Origin of the sequence: Stenotrophomonas sp., from assembly GCF_050737575.1 — a bacterium.
GTDB lineage: Bacteria > Pseudomonadota > Gammaproteobacteria > Xanthomonadales > Xanthomonadaceae > Stenotrophomonas.
The window spans coordinates 47,059-73,114 of the sequence record NZ_JBOHXW010000008.1; the positions used below are offsets into that span (position 1 = coordinate 47,059).

The 26,056-nt window shown below is 63.6% G+C and carries 22 protein-coding genes and 1 riboswitch; of the genes, 13 read left to right on the top strand and 9 right to left on the bottom strand.

The annotated features are described in order from the left end of the window. Positions 1-104: 104 nt before the first annotated feature. From ACREP4_RS14815 to metX, 3 genes are read right to left on the bottom strand one after another with little or no spacing between them, the layout of a single operon-like run. Positions 105-1,172: a homoserine dehydrogenase gene (locus ACREP4_RS14815; RefSeq protein WP_431596962.1), complete on the bottom strand. Its 1,068-nt coding sequence runs from the start codon at positions 1,170-1,172 to the stop codon at positions 105-107. Then, entirely contained in the window at positions 1,169-2,419 is a 1,251-nt protein-coding gene (locus ACREP4_RS14820; protein ID WP_431596963.1) for an O-succinylhomoserine (thiol)-lyase, read from the bottom strand. Before ACREP4_RS14820 ends, ACREP4_RS14815 begins: the two co-directional genes overlap by 4 nt. Then, positions 2,416-3,444 carry a homoserine O-succinyltransferase MetX gene (metX, locus tag ACREP4_RS14825; RefSeq protein ID WP_431596964.1) on the bottom strand — a complete coding sequence of 343 codons (1,029 nt, stop codon included), beginning with the start codon at positions 3,442-3,444 and terminating at the stop codon, positions 2,416-2,418. The genes ACREP4_RS14820 and metX overlap by 4 nt, the downstream gene beginning before the upstream one ends. Before the next feature lie 69 nt (positions 3,445-3,513). After that, a riboswitch (SAM riboswitch) is annotated at positions 3,514-3,633 on the bottom strand. Positions 3,634-3,785: 152 nt separating this feature from the next. Between metX and ACREP4_RS14830 the strand changes: the two genes are divergently transcribed. The 7 genes from ACREP4_RS14830 to ACREP4_RS14860 all read left to right on the top strand — a co-directional run bounded on the left by ACREP4_RS14830 (position 3,786) and on the right by ACREP4_RS14860 (position 11,943). Further along, on the top strand, positions 3,786-4,574 hold the full coding sequence (locus ACREP4_RS14830) for a M23 family metallopeptidase (RefSeq protein ID WP_431596965.1): 789 nt from the start codon (positions 3,786-3,788) through the stop codon (positions 4,572-4,574). A gap of 120 nt (positions 4,575-4,694) precedes the next feature. Continuing rightward, positions 4,695-5,087: a GntR family transcriptional regulator gene (locus ACREP4_RS14835; RefSeq protein WP_431596966.1), complete on the top strand. Its 393-nt coding sequence runs from the start codon at positions 4,695-4,697 to the stop codon at positions 5,085-5,087. Then, positions 5,084-5,998: an ABC transporter ATP-binding protein gene (locus tag ACREP4_RS14840; RefSeq protein WP_431596967.1), complete on the top strand. Its 915-nt coding sequence runs from the start codon at positions 5,084-5,086 to the stop codon at positions 5,996-5,998. The genes ACREP4_RS14835 and ACREP4_RS14840 overlap by 4 nt, the downstream gene beginning before the upstream one ends. Then, positions 5,995-7,377: a hypothetical protein gene (locus ACREP4_RS14845; protein ID WP_431596968.1), complete on the top strand. Its 1,383-nt coding sequence runs from the start codon at positions 5,995-5,997 to the stop codon at positions 7,375-7,377. Before ACREP4_RS14840 ends, ACREP4_RS14845 begins: the two co-directional genes overlap by 4 nt. Positions 7,378-7,474: 97 nt before the next feature. Further along, positions 7,475-9,079, top strand: a complete 1,605-nt coding sequence (locus ACREP4_RS14850) for a peptide chain release factor 3 (protein WP_431596969.1) — start codon at positions 7,475-7,477, stop codon at positions 9,077-9,079. A 130-nt stretch (positions 9,080-9,209) separates the two neighbouring features. Further along, positions 9,210-9,842 carry a PAQR family membrane homeostasis protein TrhA gene (trhA, locus tag ACREP4_RS14855; RefSeq protein ID WP_431596970.1) on the top strand — a complete coding sequence of 211 codons (633 nt, stop codon included), beginning with the start codon at positions 9,210-9,212 and terminating at the stop codon, positions 9,840-9,842. 136 nt (positions 9,843-9,978) lie between these two features. Beyond that, positions 9,979-11,943: an AsmA family protein gene (locus tag ACREP4_RS14860; protein WP_431597058.1), complete on the top strand. Its 1,965-nt coding sequence runs from the start codon at positions 9,979-9,981 to the stop codon at positions 11,941-11,943. 19 nt (positions 11,944-11,962) lie between these two features. On the opposite strand, the gene ACREP4_RS14865 is transcribed toward ACREP4_RS14860, so the two are convergent. The 3 genes from ACREP4_RS14865 to mtgA are packed head-to-tail and all read right to left on the bottom strand — an operon-like array spanning position 11,963 to position 14,150. Continuing rightward, entirely contained in the window at positions 11,963-12,394 is a 432-nt protein-coding gene (locus tag ACREP4_RS14865; RefSeq protein WP_431596971.1) for a CBS domain-containing protein, read from the bottom strand. Beyond that, the gene (locus tag ACREP4_RS14870; protein ID WP_431596972.1) at positions 12,354-13,373 is read right to left on the bottom strand and encodes a glycosyltransferase family 2 protein; all 1,020 of its coding nucleotides are present in this window, start codon (positions 13,371-13,373) and stop codon (positions 12,354-12,356) included. Before ACREP4_RS14870 ends, ACREP4_RS14865 begins: the two co-directional genes overlap by 41 nt. Positions 13,374-13,400: 27 nt before the next feature. Continuing rightward, positions 13,401-14,150 carry a monofunctional biosynthetic peptidoglycan transglycosylase gene (mtgA, locus tag ACREP4_RS14875; protein ID WP_431596973.1) on the bottom strand — a complete coding sequence of 250 codons (750 nt, stop codon included), beginning with the start codon at positions 14,148-14,150 and terminating at the stop codon, positions 13,401-13,403. A 73-nt stretch (positions 14,151-14,223) separates the two neighbouring features. Between mtgA and ACREP4_RS14880 the strand changes: the two genes are divergently transcribed. From ACREP4_RS14880 to ACREP4_RS14890, 3 genes are all read left to right on the top strand, one after another. Beyond that, positions 14,224-15,117, top strand: a complete 894-nt coding sequence (locus ACREP4_RS14880) for an Hsp33 family molecular chaperone HslO (protein WP_431596974.1) — start codon at positions 14,224-14,226, stop codon at positions 15,115-15,117. Positions 15,118-15,269: 152 nt separating this feature from the next. Then, positions 15,270-16,094, top strand: a complete 825-nt coding sequence (locus ACREP4_RS14885; RefSeq protein WP_431597059.1) for a hypothetical protein — start codon at positions 15,270-15,272, stop codon at positions 16,092-16,094. A 238-nt stretch (positions 16,095-16,332) separates the two neighbouring features. After that, positions 16,333-19,167, top strand: coding sequence for a TonB-dependent receptor (locus ACREP4_RS14890; protein ID WP_431596975.1), 2,835 nt, complete (start codon positions 16,333-16,335; stop codon positions 19,165-19,167). 136 nt (positions 19,168-19,303) lie between these two features. On the opposite strand, the gene ACREP4_RS14895 is transcribed toward ACREP4_RS14890, so the two are convergent. Further along, positions 19,304-19,906: a TetR/AcrR family transcriptional regulator gene (locus ACREP4_RS14895; RefSeq protein ID WP_431596976.1), complete on the bottom strand. Its 603-nt coding sequence runs from the start codon at positions 19,904-19,906 to the stop codon at positions 19,304-19,306. Positions 19,907-20,070: 164 nt separating this feature from the next. On the opposite strand from ACREP4_RS14895, the gene ACREP4_RS14900 reads away from it, so the two are divergent. From ACREP4_RS14900 to ACREP4_RS14910, 3 genes are all read left to right on the top strand, one after another. Beyond that, entirely contained in the window at positions 20,071-20,979 is a 909-nt protein-coding gene (locus ACREP4_RS14900; protein ID WP_431596977.1) for an alpha/beta fold hydrolase, read from the top strand. Continuing rightward, positions 20,976-23,450 carry an acyl-CoA dehydrogenase gene (locus ACREP4_RS14905; RefSeq protein ID WP_431596978.1) on the top strand — a complete coding sequence of 825 codons (2,475 nt, stop codon included), beginning with the start codon at positions 20,976-20,978 and terminating at the stop codon, positions 23,448-23,450. Before ACREP4_RS14900 ends, ACREP4_RS14905 begins: the two co-directional genes overlap by 4 nt. A 66-nt stretch (positions 23,451-23,516) precedes the next feature. Then, a complete protein-coding gene (locus tag ACREP4_RS14910) occupies positions 23,517-23,987 on the top strand; it encodes a hotdog fold domain-containing protein (RefSeq protein WP_431596979.1) in 471 nt (156 codons plus the stop codon). A gap of 181 nt (positions 23,988-24,168) precedes the next feature. Here ACREP4_RS14910 and ACREP4_RS14915 read toward each other — a convergent pair whose 3' ends face one another. Beyond that, a complete protein-coding gene (locus ACREP4_RS14915) occupies positions 24,169-24,516 on the bottom strand; it encodes a DUF1304 domain-containing protein (RefSeq protein WP_431596980.1) in 348 nt (115 codons plus the stop codon). 50 nt (positions 24,517-24,566) lie between these two features. After that, complete coding sequence (locus ACREP4_RS14920; protein WP_431597060.1) at positions 24,567-25,925, bottom strand: NTP/NDP exchange transporter; 1,359 nt, start codon at positions 25,923-25,925, stop codon at positions 24,567-24,569. Positions 25,926-26,056 lie beyond the last annotated feature (131 nt).

Here is a 26,056-nt window from a genome sequence, read left to right on the forward strand (position 1 = left end):
CGCGAAGCCGGGACTGGCGCAGCGATCGGTTGGTTCTGCCATCCGATGCGCCATCAGCTTCGCGGCTGAAGCCGCCCCTGCACCAGCACGCACACCACAGCCGCTCAGCGATTGACGATGCTCAACACGTCATCCAGCAACGCGGCAGCGGTCACTTCCGCACCCGCGCCCGGGCCCTGAATCAACAACGGCTGCGTGCAGTAACGATCACTGTGGATCGCCACGCGATTGTCGGTTCCGCGCCCGCCTGCAAGCGGGTGATCGGCCGGCAATGCGCGCAGGCCGACGCTTGCACCCTGCGCATCGAGGCGGCCGACAAAACACAACTTCAAACCCTGCTCGCGCGCTTGTAAAACACGCGCCTGCAACGGTGCATCCAGCAGCTCCAGCGCAGCGCCTACGTCATCGGCTGACAACGCGGCCAATGCCGGCGGCACCAGCGATTCCACCTGCACCTGATCCGCTTCCAGCGCCACGCCTGCCGCGCGGGCCAGGATCAGCAACTTGCGGCGTACATCCTCACCGGACAGATCAATGCGCGGGTCCGGCTCGGTGTAGCCGGCCGCGGCCGCTTCACGCACGCAAGCGGAGAACGGCGTGCTGCCGTCGAAACGATCAAACAACCACGCCAGCGAACCGGACAACACGCCTTCGATGGCCTGCACATGGTCGCCGCCGGCGACCAGCGCGCGGATGCTGCGCAACAGCGGCAAGCCCGCGCCGACCGTCGCCGCATCGCCATAACGCGCATTGCCGGCAGTGGCCGCATCGCCAATGCCGCGCGCACGCGACAACGCGGTGCCATTGCCCAGCTTGTTGGCGGTGACGACATGAATACCCTGCCCCAGCCAATGCGCATGATCGGCCGCAACGTCCTCGCTGGCGGTGGCATCCACCACGATATCGCCGACGCTCAAACGCCCGACTTCCTGCCGATGCACCGGCTCACCGACACGCGGCAGCGCACTGCGCGCGGCCGACAGCGCGGCATCCGGTGCGTTGTCACAGGCCAATGCGATACGCGAATTGGCCACCACCTGCAGCGCCGGCAATGACAGCTGCCGCTGTTGCAGCGCCTGATAGCGCGCGACAAAGGCCGAACCGACCGTGCCGGTGCCCAGCAATACCAAACGAGCCTGCGGAGCTTCCAGCGGACGCAGTTGAGCGCTCATGCATCCACCGATTTTTTACATTTGGCGTTGTCGGCCTGAATGTCAGCCACTGCCTGTGCAGCGCGGGCAAGCCCGGCCTGCAGATCGGCCAGCAAATCCTCGCTGGATTCGATACCCACCGAAATGCGCAGCAGACCATCGTTGATACCGGCCTTGGCACGCGCATCAGCGGTCATTGCCGCGTGCGTCATGGTGGCCGGATGCGCGACCAGGCTTTCCACGCCGCCCAGCGATTCGGCCAGCGTGAAGTAGTTCAGGCCCTCCAGGAAGGCGCGCACGACCGCATGCGGATCGTCGCCTTCGCTCGGCACCAGCTCGAAGGACAGCATCGCGCCAAAACCCTTTTGCTGGCGCGCGGCCACCGCATGGCCCGGATGCGATTCCAGTCCCGGGTAATAGACATTGCTCACCACGTCGCTGGTAGCCAGCAGGTCAACCAGCACCTGCGTGTTTTCCTGGTGCACACGCAGGCGAGCATCCAGCGTGCGCAGGCCGCGCAGGGTCAGGAATGCATCGAACGGCGAGCCGGTCAGGCCCAGCGCGTTGGCCCACCACACCAGTTGCTGGTGCACCTCGGCATCACGTGCGATCACCGCACCGCCGACCACATCGCTGTGACCGTTGACGTACTTGGTGGTCGAGTGCAGCACCACGTCAGCGCCGAAGGCAATCGGCGTCTGCAACGCAGGCGACAGGAAGGTGTTGTCCACCACCACTTTGGCGCCGGCCTTGTGTGCGGCGTCGATAACGAAACGCAGGTCGGTGATACGCAGCAGCGGGTTGGACGGGGTTTCGATCAACACCAGCTTCGGCTGCTGTGCGAGCGCGTCGGCCAGCGAGCGCGGGTCGGTCAGATCGGCGGTGATCAGCTCGAAGTGGCCCTTGGTCGCCAGCGCGTTGAACAGGCGCCAGCTGCCGCCGTAGGCATCGTGCGGCACCACCAGGCGATCACCCGGCTCCAGCAGCGCGTTGAGCACCAGGTTGATCGCGCCCATACCGGTCGCGGTGATCACGCCACCGGCGCCGCCTTCCAGTTCCGCCAGCGCTTCGCCCAGCAGATCGCGGGTGGGATTGCCGCTGCGGGTGTAGTCGTATTGGCGCTTGTTGCCGAAGCCGTCGAAGCTGAAATTCGACGACAACACGATCGGCGGCGTCACCGCGCCGTAGGCGGTATCGCGATCAATGCCGGCACGCACCGCCGCCGTGGCGCGGCTGCAGGAGATATCGGAAGTGTGGGACAGGCTCATACAGTTTCTCCAGGCAGACGAAGGGCGTTGGCAAGAATTGCGTCGATGCGATCGGTTTCTTTCAAAAAAGCGTCGTGGCCGTAAGGCGAGCGCAGTACGCGCAGGCTGCCGCGCTGGCCCAGGCCTTCAACCAGCGAAACAAGGTCGGACAGCGGCACCAACCGGTCGCCTTCCACCGCGACCACCAACGTCGGTACGTTGATGGCAGCAGGATCGACGCGGTGCAGGTCGATGGATTCGGACAGACGCAGATAAGCGTTGACGCGGGTGCGGGCGACGTACTGCGCGCCGGCCGCGTCGAGATAATCTTCAGCCGCCACGCGCACGCGGCCGTTGACCACTTCCGGCGCCGCGTCGAAGCGTTCGCCGAACTCTTCCGGCGTGCGATAGCTGAGCATCGCGAACTGCCGCGCCAAGGCCAGCCCATGCGCTTCAGCACATTGCAGCTGGCCCAGCGCCACCGCACGGCGCTGCAGCGCGCGCCATGCCGACGCATAGGGATGCGGACGATGTGCGCCGCTGACCGCAATCAACTTGGCCACACGTTGCGGGTGACGCAGTGCCAGTTGCTGGCCCACCAACGCACCGTAGGAATAGCCGACAAAGCCCTGCAGCTGCTCGATATGCAGCGCGTCCAACAAGGCAGCAATGGCGTCGGCCTGATCGGCGGTGTCGATCGGCTCGTCAAGCTCACCATCGGCGCCGATGAAATCAAAGCCGAGCAGGCGGCGGTGCTGCGGATCCAGCGCGCGACCGGCGCCCACCAAGCCTTCGGCCCAGCCTTTCTCGGCAAAGCCGCTGTTGGACGCGATATGACGGTGTGCGGAAATACCGCCGGCCACCAGCACCACCGGCAAGCCGGCCGCGCCGACCAGTTCATAGCGCAGGCGCAGCAGCCGCTGTCCTGCGTGACGCATCGCCAGCCGCACTTCCACTTCACCGCGCACAGCAGTGATCGCGCGCTCGGCGCTGACGAAGGAAGCAGCAGGAAATTCCTGGGCGGCAATTGCAGTGGCGAAACTCATGGCGGTATCCCGATAAGGAGCAGCCATCGAGCTTCGCGGAGCCCGTGTTCGCCGTGCGATGCACGTAACGAACCATCTTTTCGGCGGACACATGGTCCCCGCAGGATTTGGCACCAAACACAGGCGCTTGCGCGTCTGCTGGTTGCCCCGGCTTCAAAGGGCCTGTCCCTCTGCCGGTCTCGATGGTGGCGCTACGATGCCAGCGCCCTTTTCCGATGTCAATCGCTTTATTCGGATAAAGCGATATAACAATTGCAAACGCAACCAAACAGGCACAATCGCTCCCCAGTCATGTCACCGTAGCCGCCGTGCGCACCCTTTCCTTATTGCTGTTTTCCGCAATGCTCGCGGCCCCGGCCGTCACCGATGCCGCGCCCAGCAGCCGCTGGCGGCAAAGCTGGGGGCTGAACAGCGCCGCGACAGCGCGCGCGCCCACCAGCGCTGCCTTCGCCAAGCTGAATCTGCAACCGCGCGCCGGTGGCCATGCCGCCATCGCCACCAATCTGTTGGCCGGCCCGGTCCAGGTGCGTCTGCACGGTCAAAGTGCGGCGCTGCAGGAAACCCCACCGTCCCCGACGGTGCTGATGCCGTACGAACAGCGCACGCTGCTCTGGCTGCCCGCCGATGGCGGCCGCTCACAGCTGTTGCTCGATGCCTTCCCGGGTGACCCCGCCGCCCGTCCGGACAATCATCTGTACCAACTGCCCTTCCGCAGCCAGCAGGTCCGCGTCAGCCAGGCCTTCGGCGGGCGTTACAGCCACACCGACGCGCAGAACCTGCATGCGGTCGATTTCCCCCTGGCCGAAAGCACGCCTGTGTTGGCAGCGCGCGCGGGCAAGGTCATGCAGATAGTGGAGAACGCGCCCGACCTCGGTTGTCTGGTGCGCGTGCTGCACAGCGACGGCAGCATGGCGCTGTACGCGCATCTCCAAGCCGGCAGTCTGCAGGTACGCCCGGGCCAAACCGTGGAAACCGGGCAAGCCCTCGCCGCCTCGGGCAACACCGGCCAAAGCACCGGCCCACACCTGCACTTCGCGGTGCAGGTCAACACCGGCCTGGCCCTGACCTCACTGCGCTTCCGCATGCGCAGTGAACGCGGTGAGCTGCAGTTCGCCCGGGAAACACCCTGACGTTCAGCGTCGAATCCGACTCAACGGCGGCACCCAAGCACCGCGATCAGCGCTGTCCAGAACGATGACCTCCCGCTCAGGCGCTTGACATCACCCAAGTGTATTGATGTATTAATACACATGGACGCAAGAGCACTTCATATCTCACCGCAGGCGGCCGAGCCCATTTATCGGCAGATCGCCGAACAACTGCGGCGGCTGGTCAGCGCCGGGCAATTGCAGGCCGGCGATGCCTTGCCATCGGTGCGAGAAGTGGCCTCGGCACATGCGATCAACCCGATGACGGTCTCCCGCGCATACAGCCAGCTGGAAGCCGAAGGCGTGCTGGAACGCCTGCGCGGCAAAGGCATGGTCGTGGCGGCCGGCAATGCAGGAAGCGACAGCCTCAAGCAGCGCCTGCAACTCGCCGAACCGCTGCTGCAGGAACTCGCCCGTCATTGCCACGAACTGGAACTCCCTGCCGACCGCGTGTTGGCGCGGCTGCAACAACTGCTCGAAAAGGAATCGACATGAATGCATTGGCCGTACCCGCCCCCACCTTCGGCGCCGAGTTGGATCTGGCGCTGCCTTTGCGCGCAGATAACCTGCAGCTGCGCTATGGCCGCCATGAAGTGCTGCGCGATGTCAGCCTGCAACTGCCGCGCGGGCAGGTGTTGGGGCTGATCGGTCGCAATGGCGCCGGCAAGAGCAGCTTGATCAGCTGTCTGCTGGGCCTGATGCAACCGCAATCCGGCCAGGCGTGGGTGATGGGCGCGCCGGCCCTTGCCCTGGACGATGCGCGCAAGGCGCGGTTGGTCTACGTGCCGCAGCAGCCGCAGTCGTTCTCCTGGATGAAAGTGGGCCAACTGTTCGCCTACCTGAGCCAGCTGTACCCAAGCTGGGATCGTGCTTATGCCGACTCCCTGCTCAAACGCTGGGAACTGGATCCGGCCCGCGTCATCTCCAAACTTTCGCCCGGGCAAGTTCAACGGCTGGCCCTGATCCGCGCCCTCGCGCCGCGCCCGCGCTTGCTGGTGCTGGATGAACCGGCCTCAGCGCTGGACCCGGTCGCCCGCCGCGAATTGATGCGCGACATCGTCGAGCAGGCCATCGACAACGAAGCCACCGTGCTGTTTTCCAGCCACATCATCAGTGACCTGGAGCGCATTGCCTCGCAGGTTGCCTTCCTGCACGAAGGCAAAATTCTGCTCAACCAGCCGCTGGATGAACTTAAAGGTCGGGTCATCCGCCTGATCATTCCGGCCGCCCACGTTGCGCAACTGCCAAGCCGCCTGCCTGGTGAACTGGTTCGCAGCACACTTACTGACGGAAGTCTGCGTCTGCTCGCCGAACAGCAAAGCGTTCCGAACGAACTGCTGCAGTTGGAAGGCATTCGCGCTGACCATCTGAATCTGGAAGACCTGTTCGTCGAGGTGGCCGAGTGAACGCAGCCATCCATCGCCTTTCGCTGTCGGCCTCCGCGCTGATCACCCTGCGCAGCGTGTTGGCCGCCGGCAGCTGGACCAACCTGCTACTGGTAGCCGCATGGCTGCTGGCCATCACCGTTCCGCGCTGGGACGACAGCCGCGACAACGCCATCAACCTGGCACCCGTGCTCACTGCGGTGCTGGTCATGTGCTGGGCAATGCTGTCCACCAGCCGCCTGACCGGGCTCACGCTGCAGGCCCGGCGACTACAGCTCCCCAACGCCGGCCACCAAGCCCTGCGGCTTGGTCTGGCAGTGCTGCTGCTGAGTGTGGTGCTGCCCGCCATGCTGCTCACTGCAGCGGGTAGCCCGGGATTTGCGCTCAACCTATTGGTGCCGGCGGTTGGCCTGCTACTGGGCGTGTTCTGGACCAGCATGCCGCCGTGGATGATGTGGGCGTTCTTTGCGCTGGGCGCGGTGCTGGCCCAGTTTGAAGCGCCCTTGCAGCGCGAATGGGAACGCCTCGGCAGCACGCCCGCACTCCTCTTATCGGTGTTGGCTGTGGTCCTGCTGTTAGCCAATGCAGGGTGCTGGCGGTTGATGCTGCGAAATCCCGGAACGCATCCGTGGTCCACCCCATTGGCACTCGTCACCCTGCGAAACGATCAGGGACTTTGGGGCAAGCCAGCACAGATTCCTGAAAGCACATTCTTCGCTATCGACATACCAGTCAGCCACGACCTCGCCCAGCATCCCGACAAAGCCCTGGCCATTGCGCTAGGTCCGGGGTTCGGGCAAAGCACCGTAAAAAGTGTACTGGCCGCGCAACTCCCCATCATCGCCGTGGCGGTGCTGTGGTTGCTGTTGAACCGTTCCGAGATCGCCGTCACGGCGCTGTTCTTTACGCCGCTACTGGTGGTTGTCGCCGCCTTTCCCCCGGTAATGCGCCTGTACTCGTTGCTGCGGCTCCCGCCGATTGGGCTGCATGAACCCGCGTTGCTGCCCGGTCTTCCGCGCCGCCCCGCAACGGCCTTGGCCGGCCTGCTGACGCGGCAGATGTTGCTGCGTGCCTTGCCAGCGCTGGCGATCATGGCAGCCACCGCCATCCTGCTCGGCGCAGACCATCACTACCTGCTTCTGCTGCTGTGGTGCTGCACGGCCAGCCTGATGTGGCTGCATGCGGCCATCCTGTTCGCACTGCAAAGTCGCCTCGGCCGTGCCGCGTTGGTGACGTTGATGGTGCTGCTGCCCATCGCAATGGTCATCAGCGCCATGCCCTTGAAAACACCCTCCTCGCTCCTGCCGCTGTGGTCCTGCGCCCTGCTGGCCGGAGCGCTGGCGTCGGCAATGGCCCGCCGTCGGCTGGAAAAGCGCCCCCACCCCTGGCTGCAGAACTGAACGGGGCGGCCAGACTCGCTTATGCGGCAGCGGCGGGTCGGCAGGTATAATCGCCGGTTCATTCGTTTCCTGATGCGCCCGGGCGGGCGCGCCTGCCATGTCCGAAGTCGCCTCCGAAGCCGCGCGCCGCCGCACCTTCGCCATCATTTCCCACCCTGACGCCGGCAAGACCACGCTGACCGAAAAGCTGTTGCTGTTCGGCGGTGCGATCCAGATGGCCGGCTCGGTGAAGTCGCGCAAGACCAGCAAGCACGCTACCTCCGACTGGATGGCGCTGGAAAAAGAGCGCGGCATCTCGGTCACTTCATCGGTGATGCAGTTCCCGTACGAAGACAAGATCATCAACCTGCTCGACACCCCCGGCCATGCCGACTTCGGTGAAGACACCTACCGCGTGCTGACCGCAGTGGACTCGGCGCTGATGGTCATCGACGTGGCCAAGGGCGTCGAGGAACGCACCATCAAGCTGATGGAGGTCTGCCGCCTGCGCGACACGCCGATCATGACCTTCATCAACAAGCTCGACCGCGAGGGCAAGGAGCCGATCGATCTGCTGGATGAAGTGGAAACCGTGCTCGGCATCCAGTGCGCCCCGGTGACCTGGCCGATCGGCATGGGCCAGCGCCTGAAGGGCGTGGTGCATCTGCTCACCGGTGAAGTGCATCTGTACGAAGTCGGCCGCAATTTCACCCGTCAGGATTCCACCATCTTCCCGTCCATCGACTCGCCCGGTCTGGCTGAGAAGATCGGCGAGAAAATGCTGGCCGACCTGCGCGAAGAACTGGAACTGGTGCAGGGCGCCAGCCATGCATTCGACAAGGACGCCTACCTGCGCGGCGTGCAGACTCCGGTGTTCTTCGGCTCGGGTGTGAACAACTTCGGCGTGCAGCCGCTGCTGGACTTCTTCGTCGAGCACGCGCCGGCACCACAGCCGCGCGCCACCACCGGCCGCGTGATCGCACCGCAGGAAAACAAGCTCACCGGCTTCGTTTTCAAGATCCAGGCCAACATGGATCCGCAGCATCGTGACCGCGTGGCGTTCATGCGTGTGTGTTCGGGCAAGTTCACGGCCGGCATGAAGACCTTCCACGTCCGCACGGGCAAGGAAATGAAGCTGGCCAACGCGCTGACCTTCATGGCCAGCGACCGTGAAATCGCCGCTGAAGCCTGGCCGGGCGATGTCATCGGCATCCACAACCACGGCACCATCTCCATCGGCGACACCTTCACCGAAGGCGAGGCGGTCACCTTCACCGGCATCCCCAACTTCGCACCGGAACTGTTCCGCCGCGCGCGCCTGCGCGATCCGCTCAAGCTCAAGCAGCTGCAGAAGGGCCTGGCGCAGTTGTCGGAAGAAGGCGCCACCCAGTTCTTCCGCCCGCTGATGAGCAACGACCTGATCCTGGGCGCAGTGGGTGTGCTGCAGTTCGACGTGGCCGCGTATCGCCTGAAGGACGAATACGGCGTGGAAGCGGTATTCGAGCCGGTGACGGTGACCACCGCGCGCTGGATCAGCTGCGACAACGCCAAGAAGCTGGAGGAGTTCCGCGAAAAGAACGCCAGCAATCTCAGCATCGACGCCGCAGGCCACCTCGTGTACCTGGCGCCAACCCGCGTCAACCTGCAGCTGGCGCAGGAACGCGCACCGGATGTGCGTTTCTCGGCCACCCGCGAAGCCGCGCATACGGTTTCGGTGTCCTGAAAGCAGGGATCGGGGAATCGGGAACAGGGAATGGCAGACACCGCGCTGCGCCCTCGCTCCCTGTTCCCCGCTCCCGATTCCCTGCTTTAATAGGCGCCACCGGGCACCCCCAGCCCGTGGCATCTTCTACATGACTGCTACTGCTTCCATCCGGGAAGAACTCGCCAGCGCCCTCACCCACGGTCTGGGCGCTGTCACCGCACTGGCCGCTGGCGCCGTGCTGATCACCCTTGCAGCGATCTACGGCGATGGCTGGCAACTGGCCAGTGCCATCGTCTTCGGCGTGGCGCTGTTGCTGCTCTACACCGCCTCCACGCTGTACCACGCCATCCAGCATCCGGTGGCCAAAGGTCGGCTGAAGATTTTCGACCACTGCGCGATCTACATATTGATTGCCGGCACCTACACGCCGTTCACCCTGATCGGCCTGCGTGGGCCGTGGGGCTGGGGCATGTTTGCGGGCATCTGGGCGCTGGCGCTGTTCGGCGTCGTGTTCAAGCTGTTCTACACCGGCCGCTTCAAGAAACTCTCCACCGCCATCTACATCGCGATGGGTTGGTTGGTGCTGGTGGCAATCAAGCCGATGTGGAATTCGCTGGATGCGTGGACCATCGGCTGGCTGTTTGCCGGCGGCTTCTTCTACACGCTGGGCACGGTGTTCTATCACCGCGAACAACTGCCGTATTCGCATGCGATCTGGCATTTGTTCGTGATCGCCGGCAGCGTCTGTCACTTCGTCTCGGTGACTGCGCAGATCCTCTGAATCCGCAACGCGACGGCGGCCAAGGCCGCCGTTTTCGCATCTGCAGCAACACACTCCGGCAACGGAACCTGCACATCACGCCAATGAACACTTCGCGCTCCCTGCACTACCGGCAGGCAACCATGGGCGCGTGAATATTTCTTCTGTACCCGCCACGCCACGCGCGTCGCGCTGGCGCTTCAAACGCCCTGGCAAACGTGGTCAGCGTTGGTTCGCTGTTCTGACTTTGCTGGTCGCCGCGATCATCGCGCTGATCCTGTTGTGGGATTGGAACTGGTTCAAAGGCCCGCTCGAGCGCGCGGTACAGGCCCGCACCGGTCGCGCCCTGCACATCGGCAACCTCGATGTCGACCTCGGCAACACCACCACCGTGCGCGCCGACGCGCTTACCTTCGCCAACGCCAGTTGGGCCAAGCAAGCGCAGATGGCCCGCGCCGAACGCGTGGAGATCGACATCCGCCTGTGGCCGCTGCTTCGCGCCAGCGTGCAGCTGCCCGAAGTGCGACTGACCCGCCCGGACGTGCTGCTGCAGACCAACCCCAGCAAGGATCAACCCGGCAACTGGGACTTCCTCGGTGGGGGTGGCGGCAAATCGCCGCAGCTCAAACGCCTGCGCATCGACGACGGCACGCTGCAGTTCCTGGATGAAGCCGGCCGCACCGATGTACGGCTGCACGTACAAAGCGGCAAGCCCAAACAGGCCGACACCGCGCCACCGATTCTGGTGGAGGGCAAAGGGCATTGGCGCGGCGCCAACTTCACATTGCGCGGCGATACCGAATCGCCACTGGAACTCAGCAACAGTGATTCGCCGTTCCACATCCATCTCGACGCCCGTGCCGGTGCCACCCGCGCCATCGCCAGCGGCACGCTGACCAATCCATTCCAACTGCAGGTTTTCGACCTGCACTTCCGCCTCACCGGCCAAGACCTGGAAGACCTGTATCCGCTGATCGGACTCGCCATTCCGTCCTCGCCACCGTATCAACTGGACGGCCAGCTCAAACGCGATCACCAGATCTGGCATTACGAGAAATTCAGCGGCCGCGTTGGCGACAGCGATCTGTCCGGCGACATGCAGATTGATGTGGCCGACGAACGACCGCGACTGACTGCCAACCTGCTTTCGCGCCGCTTGGATTTTGATGACCTTGCCGGCTTCATCGGTGCGCCACCCAAGACGGGCGGCACAGAATCGGCCAACGCCCAGCAGAAAGCCCAAGCCGCGCAGCTCGCGGCCAAAGCCACCGTGTTGCCGGACAAGGCGTACGACCTGAGCAAGTTGCGCGCAATGGATGCCGATGTGCGCTGGAAAGCACAACGCATCAACGCACCGTCACTGCCGCTGGACGACATGGATGCGCACCTCAAGCTCGACGACGGTTTACTGCGGTTGGAGCCGCTGGATTTCGGCGTCGCCGGCGGCAACATCCGCAGCACCATTCGGATGGACGCTCGCCGCCCGCAGATCGCCACCACATTGAATACCAGCCTGCGCAAGGTTCAACTCGGCCAGTTGTTCCCCGACGCAAAACTGGCCGAACAGGCATCCGGCGGCATCAGCGGCGAAGTCCGCTTGAGCGGCAACGGCAATTCAATCGCCGCCATGCTCGGCGGCAGCGATGGTGACGTGTCCCTCGGCATGGGGCGCGGACACATCGGCAACCTGCTGATGGAGCTGGCCGGCCTGGACGTCGCCGAATCGGTGAAGTTCCTGTTCACCGGCGATCGCCAGATTCCACTGCGCTGCGCCTTCGCTGATTTCGGCGTGCGCGACGGGCTGATGCGTACCCGCGCGATGGCCTTCGACACCACCGATACACTGGTGCTGGGCGAAGGCACGGTCAGCCTCAAACAGGAACAACTGGATCTGCTGCTGCGCCCACGCCCGAAGGACATCAGCATCCTCGCGCTGCGCTCGCCGCTGCGCATCGGCGGCAGCTTCAAGGACCCGTCATTCCGTCCCGACTTCAAGGCGCTGGGCATACGCGGTGCGATCGCGCTGACGCTTGCCAGCATCACACCGCCAGCCGCATTGCTGGCCACGCTGGAAACCGGCCCAGGCAAGGATGTCGACTGCGGCGGCCGCTACGCCAAGTAGCACCGCCGCACGTGGCGGCTCAGGTACCGGTGATGTATTGCTGCAGCTGCCCCAGCTCAAGGCGCTGCTGCTCGATCACGGCCTTGACCAGGTCGCCGATAGAAATCACACCCACCACTTCATCGCCATCGACTACCGGCAGGTGGCGGATGCGGCGATTGGTTACCAATTCAAGGCATTGCTCGACCGTGACCGTGGGCGCCACGGTGACCAGTTCGGAGGTCATGATCTCGCGCACTGCCGTGGTCGCCGAGGAGCGGTCCTTGAGCACGATCTTGCGCGCGTAATCGCGCTCGGAAAGGATGCCGACCAGATGCGGGCCTTCCATCACCAGTACCGCACCGATACCTTTTTCAGCCATCAGCCGGATGGCCTGTACCACCGCTGCATCCGGTGTTACCGCATGAATCTCAGGGGACTTGGCCCCAAGCAACTGTCGAACGGTGTGCATTGCGTTCTCCTGCGCTGGCGGATGGGGCAGATACTGCCACGTTCGCTGGCAACCAGGTGTCGACCAGGTACAGCGGCCGCTGCTTGGCCTCCATGTACAGCCGCCCCAGGTACTCGCCAATCAGCCCCAGCGCAATCAATTGCACGCCGCCCAGGAACAGAATCGCCGCCATCATCGTCGGCCAGCCGGCCACGCGGTCGCCGTAAAATGCTGCCTTGCACACCACCCACGCGCCAAACGCGAACGCGCCCGCTGCGGTGAACAATCCCAGATACGTCGCCGCACGCAGCGGCGCGGTGGAGAAGCTGGTGATGCCTTCCAGCGCGAAGTTCCACAACTTCCAGAAGCCAAACTTGCTGCGCCCGGCCACACGCCGCTCGCGCTTGTAAGGCAGCGCCACACGGCGGTGCCCCACCCAGCCGAACAAGCCTTTCATGAAGCGCTGGCGTTCACGCAGTTGCCGCAACCCGTCGAGCGCGCGAGGCGACAGCAGGCGGAAGTCACCGGCGTCGGCAGGAATGGGGGTTTTCGACAACCGCCCGATCACCCGATAGAACACCGACGCGGTAGCGCGCTTGAGCCAACCATCGCCATCGCGCTCCATGCGCAAGCCATACACATCGTCATAGCCCTGCCGCCACAACGCCACAAACTGCGGCACCAGTTCCGGCGGATCCTGACCATCGGCGTCGAGCATGATCGCCGCACCTTCTTCGACAAAATCCAGGCCAGCGGTCAGCGCAGCTTCCTTGCCGAAGTTGCGTGACAAACGCAGCGCGGAAACACGCGGATCGCCCGCCGCCAACTGCTGCATCACCGCCCAGCTGGCATCACTGCTGCCATCGTCCACATACAGAATGCGGCCATCCACATCGGCCAAGGCATCCAACTGCGCGCACAGGCGCGGATGCAGCAACGGCAACGCGTCCTGCTCGTTGAAGGCGGTGATGACAAGGGTTAAACGTTCGCATTCATTCATGGGCCAATTCTACGCAGGCACCCGGGCTCAGTCCGCATCGTCGATATACCCGGCACCGCCCAGCTGACGGGCCTGCCGCTGGATCCACGTCGCACGACGTTGCACATACGGCCCCGGCTTGGCCGCGCTGTAACGACGCGGCGACGGCAGTACCGCCGCCAGCCGCGCGCTCTCGGCCGGCGTGAGTTTGGCGGCATCTTTATGCCAGTACTGCTGTGCGGCAGCCTGCACGCCATACACACCGTCACCAAATTCGGCCACGTTGGCGTACACCTCCAGAATCCGCCGCTTGGACCAGAACGTTTCGATCAGCACCGTGTACCAGGCCTCCAACCCCTTGCGCAGCCAACTCCGGCCCTGCCACAGAAACACGTTCTTCGCAGTCTGCTGGCTGATGGTACTGGCGCCGCGCAGGCGCCCACCATCGGCGTTGTGCTTGCGCGCCTTTTCGATGGCTTTCAGGTCGAAACCATTGTGCTCGGGGAAGCGCTGATCCTCCGCCGCCACCAGCGAAATCGGCACGCTCGGCGCCATTTCATCCAGATCCCGCCATTGGTAATGAATGCGGAACCTCCAGTCGCCCTCGCCCCACGCCTCCAGCTGGCGGAACACCATCACCGTGGAAAACACCGGGTCCACGAAACGCAGCACGATCACCTGCAGCACACTGGCGATCACCAGCAGCACCGGCACCCACAACAACAACCGCCATCCGCCACGCTTGCGGCCTGAATTGACCGCCGGCTCCGCCTTGAGCTTGACCTGCTCCGCCCCCATTGATGTTCACCTTGCACCTTCCACTGTCCGGCGCATTATCCGGCACCGGCCCCACCTCGCGCAGATGCCGCTCATGACCGATACCTCCGACCTTCTCGTTCGCTTCCTCCTGCCCGACGCCGGCGTGCGCGGCGTTCATGTCCGTTTGAGCGAAAGCTGGCGCGAAATCCTGTCCCACGGCAACTACCCCGCCTCGGCCACGCGCCTGCTCGGCGAAGCCACGGTTGCCTCGGCACTGTTCACCGGCCACACCAAGGTCGACGGCCGCCTGTCGATCCAGCTGCGCAGCAGCTCCTCGCTACGGACGCTGTTCACCGAATGCACGTCGGCCGGCACCCTGCGCGGCATCGTGCAGCTGGCCGATGGCGAAGATGCCCCGCCGACCCTGCAGGAACTGGGCGAAGGCACCCTGCTGGCCATCACCATCGAAAACCCCGGCCTGGACCCGCGCGAACCGCAGCGCTACCAGAGCCTGGTCAGCCTCACCGGCGACAGCCTGGACGAGGCGTTTGAGGACTATTTCCGTCATTCCGAACAGCTCCCGACCCGTTTGCTGTTGACCAGCGACGGCGAGCACGCCGCCGGCCTGCTGCTGCAGAAGCTGCCCGGCGATGCCGGCGACGACGATGGCTGGGTCCGTAGCGGCGCCTTGTTCGATACGCTCGGTCACGAAGAACTGCTCTCCCTGCCCGGCCACGCGCTGCTGCACCGCCTGTTCCATGAAGAACACCCGGAACTGATGGGCGACAAGCCGCTGCGCTTCGGCTGCTCCTGCTCCCACGAACGGGTGCGCTCGATGCTGCAGTCACTGGGCGAAGACGAAGCCCGGGCGGCCGCCGAGGCCACCGGCCAAGTGGACATCCGCTGCGAATTCTGCGGTCAGGAATATCACTTCCCTTTGACTGAGTTCGGCGTATTGTTTGCGTCCACACCGGCCAATCAGCCCGCTCCCGAGCGGCTACAGTGACGGTTACAGCGAGTTGCGTTCTGGGGAGGGCGAAGACTTGTTAAGAAACCATAAACGACATACGATCAAACGCTCATGCGCCGGGAACTTCCTGGCGCGTACTGGGTCTGATTGAGTCCATGAACGCCTTCCTGCGCCTACCGCTTGCCCTGATGATCGCCTTGAGCGCGGTCACGGCAGCGCATGCACAGAGCAAGCCCAGGTCGGCAGACGGCACCGTGCTTCCGGTCTGGAACCGCGGCAGCGGCAAGGTTGAAGCACTCCTTTATCTGGAGCCGACCGGCGAACAACGCGCCGGCGCCCGCTGGAACTTCGGTCGCAGCTCACTGGACGCCGCTTTCGGCCTGTCATCCGGCGATTCGCTGGGCCTGCTCTGCAACAGCAGCCGCGGCACCAGCATCGGCGGGCTGGCCAGCCACTGCATGCTCGCCAGCCTGGGCGATGACGACGACGACAGCGTTGGCCGCCATATCTCCGCCACCACTGCATTCAACCGTCCCGGCGGACGCGTCGGCCTCACCGCCGGCACCGGCCGCGACACCCTTCCTGCATGGCTGGCCGGCGGCAACAAAGCCGGCACGGCGCGCATGGAGCAGAACGACCTGACCGTGTTCGGCCAGAAGAACATCGGCCGCGAAGGCTTCGTGTCCATCGGCGGCACCTACGCCAAGGCGCGTCTGGTTCCGCTCAGCGACGCCTCGCCGGCCATCGTTGACCAATGGGACAGCAAGAGCCTGAGCGTCGGCGGCGGCTACGGCCCCTTCAGCGCCAACGTCATCGGCCGCGTCGTCGACGCCCCCGGCAGCAGCAAGTGGGAAGGTCTCGGCCTGGGCATCACCTGGCGTACCCCGTGGAGCGGCCAACTGACCGTCGGCGCCGAAAACGTCATCACCCGCGGCAAAAACCCGTTCTCCCCGCGCAACGAGAGCAACGACGACGGCGCAATTCCGTACGTCCGGTACGAGCAGGATCTGTAACCAAAATTACAAACTACGTTCTTAAAAACGCCCCTTACGGGGCGTTTTGCATTTCTGCCTTCCAAATCAACACTTTGCCGATTTTCATAGAAATCACACCAATCATTAACCAATCTTTAATTTATTTGCAGTCGCAAGTACTATCGGAACCAGCCTAGGGCTTTGGGTTCACTTTTCGAACCCTCCCGAGGCACTCACGTAACACCCAAGTCCACTTGGCAGAGAGAGAGAGAACCCAATGAATTGCAAGACCAATAAGCTGCGCGATGCAGTAGTACTTGCGCTTGTCGCAAGCGCAGGCACCGCAGGCACCGCCTACGCCCAGGACGCCGCCAAGAGCGGCGCGACCAACCTCGATCGCATCGAAGTCACCGGCTCGCGCATCCGTCAGGTAGACGTTGAAACCGCCCAGCCGGTTCTGACCATCTCCCGCGCCGATATCGAAAACCAGGGCTTCAGCTCGGTCGCCGATATTCTGCAGAACATCTCTGCCGCCGGTAGCCCCAACTTCAGCCGCGCCTCGCCGCTGACCGCCAACCAGGAAGCCGGCGGCCAGTACATTGACCTGCGCAACCTGGGTGCCCAGCGCACGCTGGTGCTGGTCAACGGCAAGCGTTTGGGCATCAGCCCGAACGGTTATCAGGATATTTCCTCCATTCCGACAGTCATCGTCGAGCGCATCGAAGTCCTGAAGGACGGCGCCTCGGCAATCTATGGCTCCGACGCGATGGCGGGCGTGATCAACATCATCACCCGCAGGAACTTCGACGGCGCCGAAGCCAACGTCTATACCGGCCAGTACAGCCAGGGTGACGGCCAGAAGCAGACCTACGACTTCCTGGTCGGCTTCTCGGGCGAGCGCGGCTCGGTCACCATGGGTGTTGAGTACCACAAGGAAGATCCGGTGTGGGCCAAGGACCGTTGGTACACCGCCGAAGCCGACCCGCGCGCTCCGGGCGCCAACAACACCACCGTCGGCCAGTGGGGCAACTGGCGTCCCTCCGGCACCAGCGGTGCATGGCAGGCCCCCAACCGTGGCGGCGACGCGATGGGTGCAGGCAGCTTCCATCCGCAGAATGCCGATGACACCAGCAACTCCATTGACCAGATGCAGCTGCTGACGCCGCTGGAGCGTCGCTCGCTGTTCGTCAGTGCGAACTACGACATCACCGACAACGTCCGCTTCACCAGCGATATTGGGTATACCAAGCGCTCGTCGGACCGTCAGATCGCCGGCTATCCACTGCAGTCCGCCGCAGTCGGCACGCCGATGTCGAAGGACAGCTATTTCAACCCGACGGGTGGCACCAGTGCCGTCGACTGGCGTCGTCGCGGCTGGGAACTGCCCCGTACCACCGCTACCGATCAGACCACCTGGCGCTTCACCGCCGCCTTGGAAGGTTCGTTCGAGATCGGCGACCGCTATTTCGATTGGGACGCCGGCTACATGTTCAATGAAGCCGACACCAGCATCATCAACAACGGCAACTTCTTCGTGCCGGCAGTCGAGGCTGCTGTAGGCCCGTCGTTCCAGGATCCCATCACCGGCAAGATCGTCTGCGGCACGCCGGGTAATGTGATTGCCGGCTGCGTGCCGTGGAACCCGTTTGCCGGCTTCGGCACCGGCGCGGTCGCAAACTCACTGGATGATCAAGCCGTTCGTGACTTCATGTTCAAGGAAGAGCATGCCGTCGGCAAGACGAAGACCAATAACTACTTCGCCAACCTTGCCGGTTCGCTCTTCACTTTGCCGGCAGGCGATCTGGGCTTCGCACTGGGCTACGAAAGCCGCAAGGAAGAAGGTGGTTTCACGCCTGACGCCATTGCCCAGTCCGGCGACTCCACCAACCTCGCCTCTGGCCCGACCTATGGTTCATACAAGGTCGATGAAGGCTATCTGGAATTGAACATTCCGGTTCTGGCCAACATGACCGGCGCCAAGGAACTGACCTTCAACGCTGCAACGCGTTATTCAAAGTTCGACACCTTCGGCAACACCACCAACAACAAGTTCGGCCTGAAGTGGCGTCCGATTGACGACCTGCTGGTTCGTGCCACCTACGCCGAAGGCTTCCGCGCTCCGACCATCGGCAACCTCTACGGCGGCGGCTCGCAGACCTTCGCCACGGGCTTCCAGGATCCGTGCGACGTCAACTTCGGCAGGGCCGCCAACTCGGCACGCTGCCTGAAGGATGTGGGGGCTGGCTATCAGCAGTTGAAGCAGGGCTTTGTGCCGATCACCGGCCCTAACGGTAACCAGACCCCGATCCCGTTCGTTTCTGGCTCCAACCCGCTCTTGCAGCCGGAAACCTCCACCTCCAAGACCGTCGGCTTGGTCTACAGCCCGAGCTATGTCCAGGGCCTGGCCTTGTCGCTTGACTGGTGGCAGATCCGCATCGATCAAACCGTTGTTTCCGACTCGCCGAACGCGATCCTGAATGACTGCTATGTCAATCTGATCGAATCGCGCTGCGCCATGTTCAAGCGTGATCCGGCACAGGGCGGCATTGTCAGTGACCTGACGTTCGGCACCCGCAACGCCGGTTACTACCTGACCGAGGGCTTCGACTTCGACGCAAGCTACGGCCTGGATACCGAGTGGGGCAATTTCAACGCCAAGTGGGCTACCACCTACGTCAGCAAGTTCGAGATCAAGAGCACCAATGACGCGGGTACGATGCCGAGCCAGGTCAACGGTTTCGAGACTTACTTCCGTATCCGCTCCAGCTTGGCTCTGGGCTGGAACAAGGGTGACTGGTCTGCCAACTGGAACATGCGCTACTACTCCAGCACCAAGGAAGACTGCAGCTATGACGAACACTGCCGTGTTCCGAATTACTACAGCCCTACGGCTGGCAAGATTCTCCCGCAGGAGCGCATGAGCAGCACCGTGTTCAACGATGTGCAAGTTGGATGGCAGGCCCCTTGGAACGCACGTGTCGCCCTCGGCGTTAACAACGTGTTCAACAAGGTCGGCCCGATCATGTACAGCCAGGGTGCATCGAACTTCTCGTACTACGGTGGCTTCGATACGGGCCGCTTCCTGTACATGAAGTACCAGCAGAAGTTCTGATCGATCAACTACTGATCATGTCCTTCAACAACGGCCCCGAAAGGGGCCGTTGTCTTTCATCTACTGAAGTTAATTCGGAAGCGCAAAAAAAAGACCGCCTCGCGGCGGTCGTCGTAGCGAGCCCCGTTGACGGTCTTCAACCACCCGGAATCAACGTCTCGATCACATGCTCCACATACGCCTCGAAATCTTCGCGGGCCTGTTTGGGCTGCTGCAGTTGCAGTGACAACTGCAGGAAGCCGACGTAGGCCGCGTAGGCCAGGCGTGCGCGGTGGCGGGAGTCGGTGGAGCTGAGGCCGGCCTGGCGGAACGAGGCGATCAGGTATTCCATGCGGCGTTGCGAGACGCGGTCGATGACCGGGCGCACCATCGGGTTGTCCAGCGCCTTGAGCAGTTCGCTGTAGATGACGTGCGGGGTGACTTCGTGTGCGACCAACTGGAACAGGGCGCGCAGTCGCGTGCGCGGATCCGGCACTTCTTCAAGACTGCCGAAAACCTGTTGTTGTTCGACGACTTCCCAGCGCTCCAAGGCGGCCTGCAGCAATGCATCGCGCGATGGGAAATGCCAATAGAAACTGCCTTTGGTGACACCAAGACGACGCGCCAGCGGCTCTACTGCCACTGCGCCGACGCCCTGCTCGGCCACCATGTCCAGGGCGGCTTGCGCCCAGTCATCCGCGCTCAGGCGGCTGTTTCGTCCGCTGCGGTTCTCCGCAGGTGAAGCTGCTGTGTCGTTCATGCGCAGATTTAACCATACGGCGGGGACTGGTTGCAGTATGCGGGTGGCGAAAAGCCATACGCGGCATTCCGCCGGCAAGCGCCGGGAGACCCGGCCGCTGGTGCACCACCTTTTCCATACCGATCAGTATTGACAGTGTCCGACGGCATTCCATACCATTGCGTATGGCATCCATCTCCTCTTTACCCATGCGCAGTGAAGAAATCCGCCTTGAAGGCGCGAACGGCGCTGGGCTGGCGGCAACCCGGTCCAGCGGCAAGCGCTCGCCGATCGTGTTCGCCCACGGCTTTGGTCAGACACGCGGGGCGTGGACCACGACCGCTGAGGCCATGGCTGCTGCCGGCCATCCCACGCTCAGCTATGACGCGCGCGGCCACGGCGGCTCTGACTGGAATACGGCTGATCTGGCCTATCACGGCGATCAGTTCACTGACGACTTGATCGTCGTGGCCGGTGAGTTGCGTAGCCCGCCGGTTCTGGTGGCTGCGTCGATGGGCGGCTTGTTCGGGCTGATGGCCGAATCGCGCTGGCCGGGATTGTTCTCGGCGATGGTGCTGGTGGACATCACGCCGCGCTGGGAAACCCGTGGTGTGGAACGCATTCTGGCCTTCATGAGCGCGCACCCGGACGGCTTTGCCTCGCTGGAAGCCGCCGCCGACAGCATTGCCACTTACATGCCGCACCGCCCACGCAAGAGTGAAGACTCGTTGCGCGCGCTGCTGCGGCCGACAACCGACGGACGCTGGAGCTGGCATTGGGACCCACGTCTGGTCGAGGAACTGGCGCGCGACAGCGAGCAGCACCAGGACGCGATCGCCGACGCCGCACGCCGGGTGGAATGCCCGCTGTTGCTGATCAGCGGCGGCCGCAGTGACCTGGTCTCGCCGCAGACCGTTGAAGAATTCATGACGTTGGTACCGCACGCGCAACACGTGCATCTGCCCGAAGCCACTCACATGGTGGCCGGCGATGACAACAACGCGTTTACCACCGCCGTGTTGAACTACTTGGACGCCCTGCCTTCGGCCGCCGCGTCCGCCCGAACCGAGCACGTTACCGGAGCAAGTCAATGAGCATTGTCGTTCCCTTCCTGGCCCTGCTGTTGGTAGGTGCCTTCGTCGCCTATCACCGCATGCGGCTCGTCGTCTGGACCTTGGCCAGTGCGGTACTGCTGGCCGGTTGCTGGTTTGCCGGCGTCAACCAGACCGCGATCATCGTGGCGGCCGCCATCCTCGCCTTGGTGAGCGTGCCGGTGCTGTTGCCGTTCCTGCGCAAGCCGCTGATCACCGCGCCGTTCATGGGCGTGTTCCGCAAGGTGCTGCCGCCGCTGTCCAAGACCGAGCGCATCGCACTGGAAACCGGTTCGGTCGGTTTTGAAGGCGAGCTGTTCACCGGCGACCCGGATTGGAACATTCTGCTCAACTATCCCAAGCCGCAGCTCACCGCCGAGGAACAAGCCTTCCTGGATGGCCCGGTGGAAGCGCTGTGTGCGATGACCAACGATTTCGAGATCACGCACGTCCATGCGGATCTGCCACCGGAGATGTGGGAGTTCATCAAGAAGAACAAGTTCTTCGGTATGATCATTCCGAAGGAATACGGCGGCCTGGGTTTCAGCGCGCTGGCGCACCACAAGGTGATCCAGAAGCTGGCCTCGGTTTCCAGCGTGGTCAGCTCCACCGTCGGCGTGCCCAACTCGCTCGGTCCGGGCGAACTGCTCAACCATTACGGCACGCAGGCGCAGAAGGATTACTACCTGCCGCGTCTGGCCATTGGCCAGGAAGTGCCCTGCTTCGGTTTGACCGGCCCGTTCGCCGGCTCCGATGCGACCTCGATTCCCGACTTCGGCATCGTCTGCAAGGGCATGTGGAAGGGCGAGGAAGTGCTGGGCCTGAAGCTCACGTTCGACAAGCGCTACATCACCTTGGCACCGGTTGCGACGCTGATCGGTATGGCGTTCCGCATGTACGACCCGGATGGCCTGCTCGGCGACACCAAGGACATCGGCATCACCCTGGCGCTGCTGCCGCGCGATACCGACGGCGTTGAAATCGGCCGTCGTCACTTCCCGCTGAACTCTACCTTCCAGAACGGCCCGATCCGCGGCAAGGACGTGTTCATTCCGTTGGAACAGCTGATCGGCGGTGCCGAGAAGCGTGGCCTCGGCTGGAACATGCTCAACGAATGCCTGGCCGTTGGTCGCTCCATCACCCTGCCTTCGACCGCTTCGGGCGGCGCCAAGGCGGGCGCAGTGGTGACTGGCGCGTATGCACGCATCCGCAAGCAGTTCGGCCTGTCGGTCGGCCGCTTCGAGGGCGTGGAAGAGGCGCTGGCCCGCATTGGCGGCAAGGCCTACAAGATCAGCGCGCTGTCGCAGGCGACCGCTGCGGCGGTTGACCGTGGCGATGTGCCGTCGGTGCCGTCGGCCATTGCCAAGTACCACTGCACCAACATGAGCCGCGAAATCATCGCCGACGTGATGGATGTGATCGGCGGCAAGGGCATCATTCTGGGGCCGCGCAACTTTGCCGGCCGCAACTGGCAGGCCGCGCCGATCGCCATCACGGTGGAAGGCGCCAACATCATGACCCGCTCGCTGTTGATCTTTGGTCAGGGCGCCATCCTCTGCCACCCGTGGGTGCTGAAGGAAATGAAGGCCGCGCAGGACGAAGACCGCAAGACCGGCCTGCGTGAGTTCGACCAGGCGCTGTTCGGTCATGTCCGTTTCGGCATTTCCAACGCGGTGCGTTCGCTGTGGTTCGGCCTGACCGGCGCGCGCTTCGGTTCGGCACCGGGTGATGCGTACACACGTCGCTACTTCCGCAAGCTGGACCGCTATTCGGCCAACCTGGCGCTGATGGCCGACATCTCGATGATGACGCTGGGTGGCAAGTTGAAGTTCAAGGAATCGCTGTCCGGTCGTCTGGGTGACGTGCTCAGCCACGTCTACATGACCAGCGCCATGCTCAAGCGTTACCACGACGAAGGTGCACCGCAGGCCGATCAGCCGCTGCTGGCCTGGGCCTTCCATGACAGCGCGCACAAGATCGAGGAGTCGTTGTCGGCGGCACTGCGCAACTTCCCGATCCGCCCGATTGGTTGGCTGATGTGGGCGTTGATCTTCCCGTTTGGCCGCCGCGCCGAAGCACCGGGCGACCGCCTGAGCCGCCGCGTCGCTGCCACGCTGATGGCACCGAACGAAGCGCGTGATCGCTTGGCGCAGGGCGTGTTCATGACGCCGTGCGAGAACAACCCGGGTGGCCGCATCAACAGCTACCTGTCCAAGGCGATCATGGCCGAGCCGGTGGAGCGCAAGTTCATCAAGGCGCTGAAGACCAAGGGCATCGAGGCACTCACCTTTGCCACGCAGTTGGACGAGGCCGTGGCTGAAGGTGTGATCACCCAGGACGAGCGCAAGTTGCTGGAAGAACTGCGCGAGCTGACGATGGACACGATCACCGTGGACGACTTTGATGCGCACGAACTGCGTTCGGCCGGCTACTACGACCTGCCGGGCAAGCAGCGCCCGCAGCAGGCGGCGTAAGCCCTCCGCAACGCGACACCAACGGCGGGCCTTGTGCCCGCCGTTTTCATATCAGGAATCCTGCACATGGCCGCTCCATTGCTTTCGCTGTACCGACGTTTCATCCGCTGGCCAGCCGGCAACTGGCTGTTCTCGCGGGCGGTGTGCTTCAAGGCGCCCTACTTCGCCAGCATCTCGCCGACGATCACCGTATTGGAGCCGAGCCGCTGCGAAGGCGTGATCCGCCAGCGTCGACGGATCAGCAACCACATCGGCACCGTGCATGCGATTGCCATGTGCAACCTGGCCGAACTGGTCGCCGGGGTGATGGTCGATGCCACATTGCCGGCCGACATGCGCTGGATTCCCAAAGGCATGGAGGTGAAATATCAGGCCAAGGCACTGGGCGTGCTGAAGGCGGTGGCGACGCCGGCACTGCCCATCGTCAGCGCGGCGGCGGGCTACGACCTGCCGGTGGAGGTCAGCGTGACCGACGCGGCGGGGGTTGAGGTGTTCCATGCGCAGATTGCGATGTGGGTGTCACCGCGTAAAGGTTGAGTGTGCGTTGGGTTTGGGTGCTGCGGCAGCGATGCAGAATCAAGCGCAGCCCTCACCCCAACCCCTCTCCCATAAACGGGAGAGGGGCTTTAAGCACAAGCGATGCCTGATCTGCTCCCCTCTCCCGTTTATGGGAGAGGGGTTGCGGTGAGGGCTGCCTTTATGGCTTTTGGCTTTTGCGTCAAAGCGCCCGCAACACCAGCGCAAGAGTCGCCGGCACGGCCTGGATGTAGAAGATGCGCGGGCTCACGGTCCACGCGCCATAGGCACCGGCCACCGCCACACAGATCAGCGAGAACGTCACCAGCACCGGTTGGCCAAGTGCCAGACCGGCGATGATCCCGGCGGCGAGGAAGCCGTTGTACAACCCCTGATTGGCTGCCAGCACGCGTGTTGTCTCGGCTTTCTCCGGCGTGTTGCGGAACGTCTTCAGCCCCAGCGGGCGCGTCCACAGGAACATCTCCAGCACCAGGAAGTACGCGTGTAGAACGGCGACCAGTACGGTCAGTAGCAGCGCGAGCAAGGACATGAACGTGGCTTCCTTCAGGTCATCAACGACAAGGTGGCGCGCCGCTGCATTCAGCGATCGCGGGGCAGCTTCTTTTCCTCACGCAACACACCCAGCGCCGACAGCGTCATGAATATCGCCACCAGCGTGCCTCCGGCGAACACCACGTGCGAGCCGAACAGCGACAAACCCTTGTGTACCCAGGCGAAGGTGATGTCCGCGCCACGGTAGAACACGGTATCGATGGCCGCGCCCGCCTTGTAACGCCATTGCCGGTCCACGCGGGTGTAGATGGTCTCGCGTGCGGGCTTGCCCAGCGAGAACTCGCTGGCGCGGGTCATCACCTGCACCATCGCCACCATCAACGGCAGCGGCGAGGCCGCCAATACCGAGAAGCCGACGATGATCGCAAAGCCCGGAATCAACAATGCTGGCGCGATGCCGAAGCGCGACAACAGCCAACGGGTGAGCCCGAGCTGCACGACCAGGGTCAGTGCGTTCACTGCCAGATCAATGCGCGAATAGAACGCGGTGCTGGCGGCGGGGTCGGTGATCATGCGGCGCACGATGGACGCCTGCTCGTTGTACAACATCGTGCCGACGCCCACGCCGAACACCACCATCAAGGTCAGCCAGCGCAGCAGCGGTTCGCGTGCGATCAGCTTCAGGCCGTCGATCACGCTGCCGCCCATCGGCTGCTCGCCGTCGACCAGCTTCTGTTCGCGCTCACGCTGCACCGCCCAAGGCCGCAACCGCCAGATGCAGACCATGCAGGCCAGCAGGAAGCCGGCCGAGACCAGCATCAGGTTGGCAATCCCCACCCGCTCCACCAGCGTGCTGGTGATGAGCGGACCCAGAAACGCTCCCAAGGTTCCGGCTGCACCGATATAGCCGTAATAAGCGCGGGCCTGGGCGTTGGAGAACACATCCGCCATGAAGCTCCAGAACACCGCCACCGCGAACAGGTTATAGACGGCGATCCAGAAGAAAAACGCCATGCCCCGACCCGGCACGCCGGCGTTGAACATGACGTAAAACACAAGCAGCGTGACGATGAAGAAGCCATAGACCAGCGGCAGGAACACCCGCCGCGGGTATCGGCTCACCAGCCAGCCATACAGCGGCTGCAGCACCAGCATGATCACGAACACGCAGGAGAACAGGAACTGCAGTGTGAAGTCCTGCAGCGCGATACCGTGGCCGGCAAACCAGTCAATCAGTCCTTGAGGAAACAAGGTCCGCATGTCCGACGAGGCGGCCATGGCCTCCCGCACCGGGCGCAGCACGTAGTAGCCGCTGAGCAGGCAGAAGAAGTACAGGAACGACCACAACAGCGCCGGCGACTCGCCCAGCGCCTGCTTCAGCCGCAGCAGCGGAGTGGTTCGACCAGCGGCGCTCATGCAGCACCCCGTGCAAGCGGGTGACGACAGGACGGCGACATCGGGAACTCCGGGGGCTGCGAAGCGCGTAAGTTATCTAATGCACCGCAACATCGCCAGTGCGCACTGGGATGTCAGGGAACAACGCGGCGTTCTATCCTGCAACGCATTGAAAGGGAGAG

Coding starts and splice junctions, on each gene's coding strand:
- ACREP4_RS14815 (WP_431596962.1), bottom strand. CDS start 1,172: ATGAGCGCTCAACTGCGTCCGCTGGAAGCTCCGCAGGCTCGTTTGGTA.
- ACREP4_RS14820 (WP_431596963.1), bottom strand. CDS start 2,419: ATGAGCCTGTCCCACACTTCCGATATCTCCTGCAGCCGCGCCACGGCG.
- metX (WP_431596964.1), bottom strand. CDS start 3,444: ATGAGTTTCGCCACTGCAATTGCCGCCCAGGAATTTCCTGCTGCTTCC.
- ACREP4_RS14830 (WP_431596965.1), top strand. CDS start 3,786: ATGCTCGCGGCCCCGGCCGTCACCGATGCCGCGCCCAGCAGCCGCTGG.
- ACREP4_RS14835 (WP_431596966.1), top strand. CDS start 4,695: ATGGACGCAAGAGCACTTCATATCTCACCGCAGGCGGCCGAGCCCATT.
- ACREP4_RS14840 (WP_431596967.1), top strand. CDS start 5,084: ATGAATGCATTGGCCGTACCCGCCCCCACCTTCGGCGCCGAGTTGGAT.
- ACREP4_RS14850 (WP_431596969.1), top strand. CDS start 7,475: ATGTCCGAAGTCGCCTCCGAAGCCGCGCGCCGCCGCACCTTCGCCATC.
- trhA (WP_431596970.1), top strand. CDS start 9,210: ATGACTGCTACTGCTTCCATCCGGGAAGAACTCGCCAGCGCCCTCACC.
- ACREP4_RS14865 (WP_431596971.1), bottom strand. CDS start 12,394: ATGCACACCGTTCGACAGTTGCTTGGGGCCAAGTCCCCTGAGATTCAT.
- ACREP4_RS14870 (WP_431596972.1), bottom strand. CDS start 13,373: ATGAATGAATGCGAACGTTTAACCCTTGTCATCACCGCCTTCAACGAG.
- mtgA (WP_431596973.1), bottom strand. CDS start 14,150: ATGGGGGCGGAGCAGGTCAAGCTCAAGGCGGAGCCGGCGGTCAATTCA.
- ACREP4_RS14880 (WP_431596974.1), top strand. CDS start 14,224: ATGACCGATACCTCCGACCTTCTCGTTCGCTTCCTCCTGCCCGACGCC.
- ACREP4_RS14885 (WP_431597059.1), top strand. CDS start 15,270: ATGATCGCCTTGAGCGCGGTCACGGCAGCGCATGCACAGAGCAAGCCC.
- ACREP4_RS14890 (WP_431596975.1), top strand. CDS start 16,333: ATGAATTGCAAGACCAATAAGCTGCGCGATGCAGTAGTACTTGCGCTT.
- ACREP4_RS14895 (WP_431596976.1), bottom strand. CDS start 19,906: ATGAACGACACAGCAGCTTCACCTGCGGAGAACCGCAGCGGACGAAAC.
- ACREP4_RS14900 (WP_431596977.1), top strand. CDS start 20,071: ATGGCATCCATCTCCTCTTTACCCATGCGCAGTGAAGAAATCCGCCTT.
- ACREP4_RS14905 (WP_431596978.1), top strand. CDS start 20,976: ATGAGCATTGTCGTTCCCTTCCTGGCCCTGCTGTTGGTAGGTGCCTTC.
- ACREP4_RS14910 (WP_431596979.1), top strand. CDS start 23,517: ATGGCCGCTCCATTGCTTTCGCTGTACCGACGTTTCATCCGCTGGCCA.
- ACREP4_RS14915 (WP_431596980.1), bottom strand. CDS start 24,516: ATGTCCTTGCTCGCGCTGCTACTGACCGTACTGGTCGCCGTTCTACAC.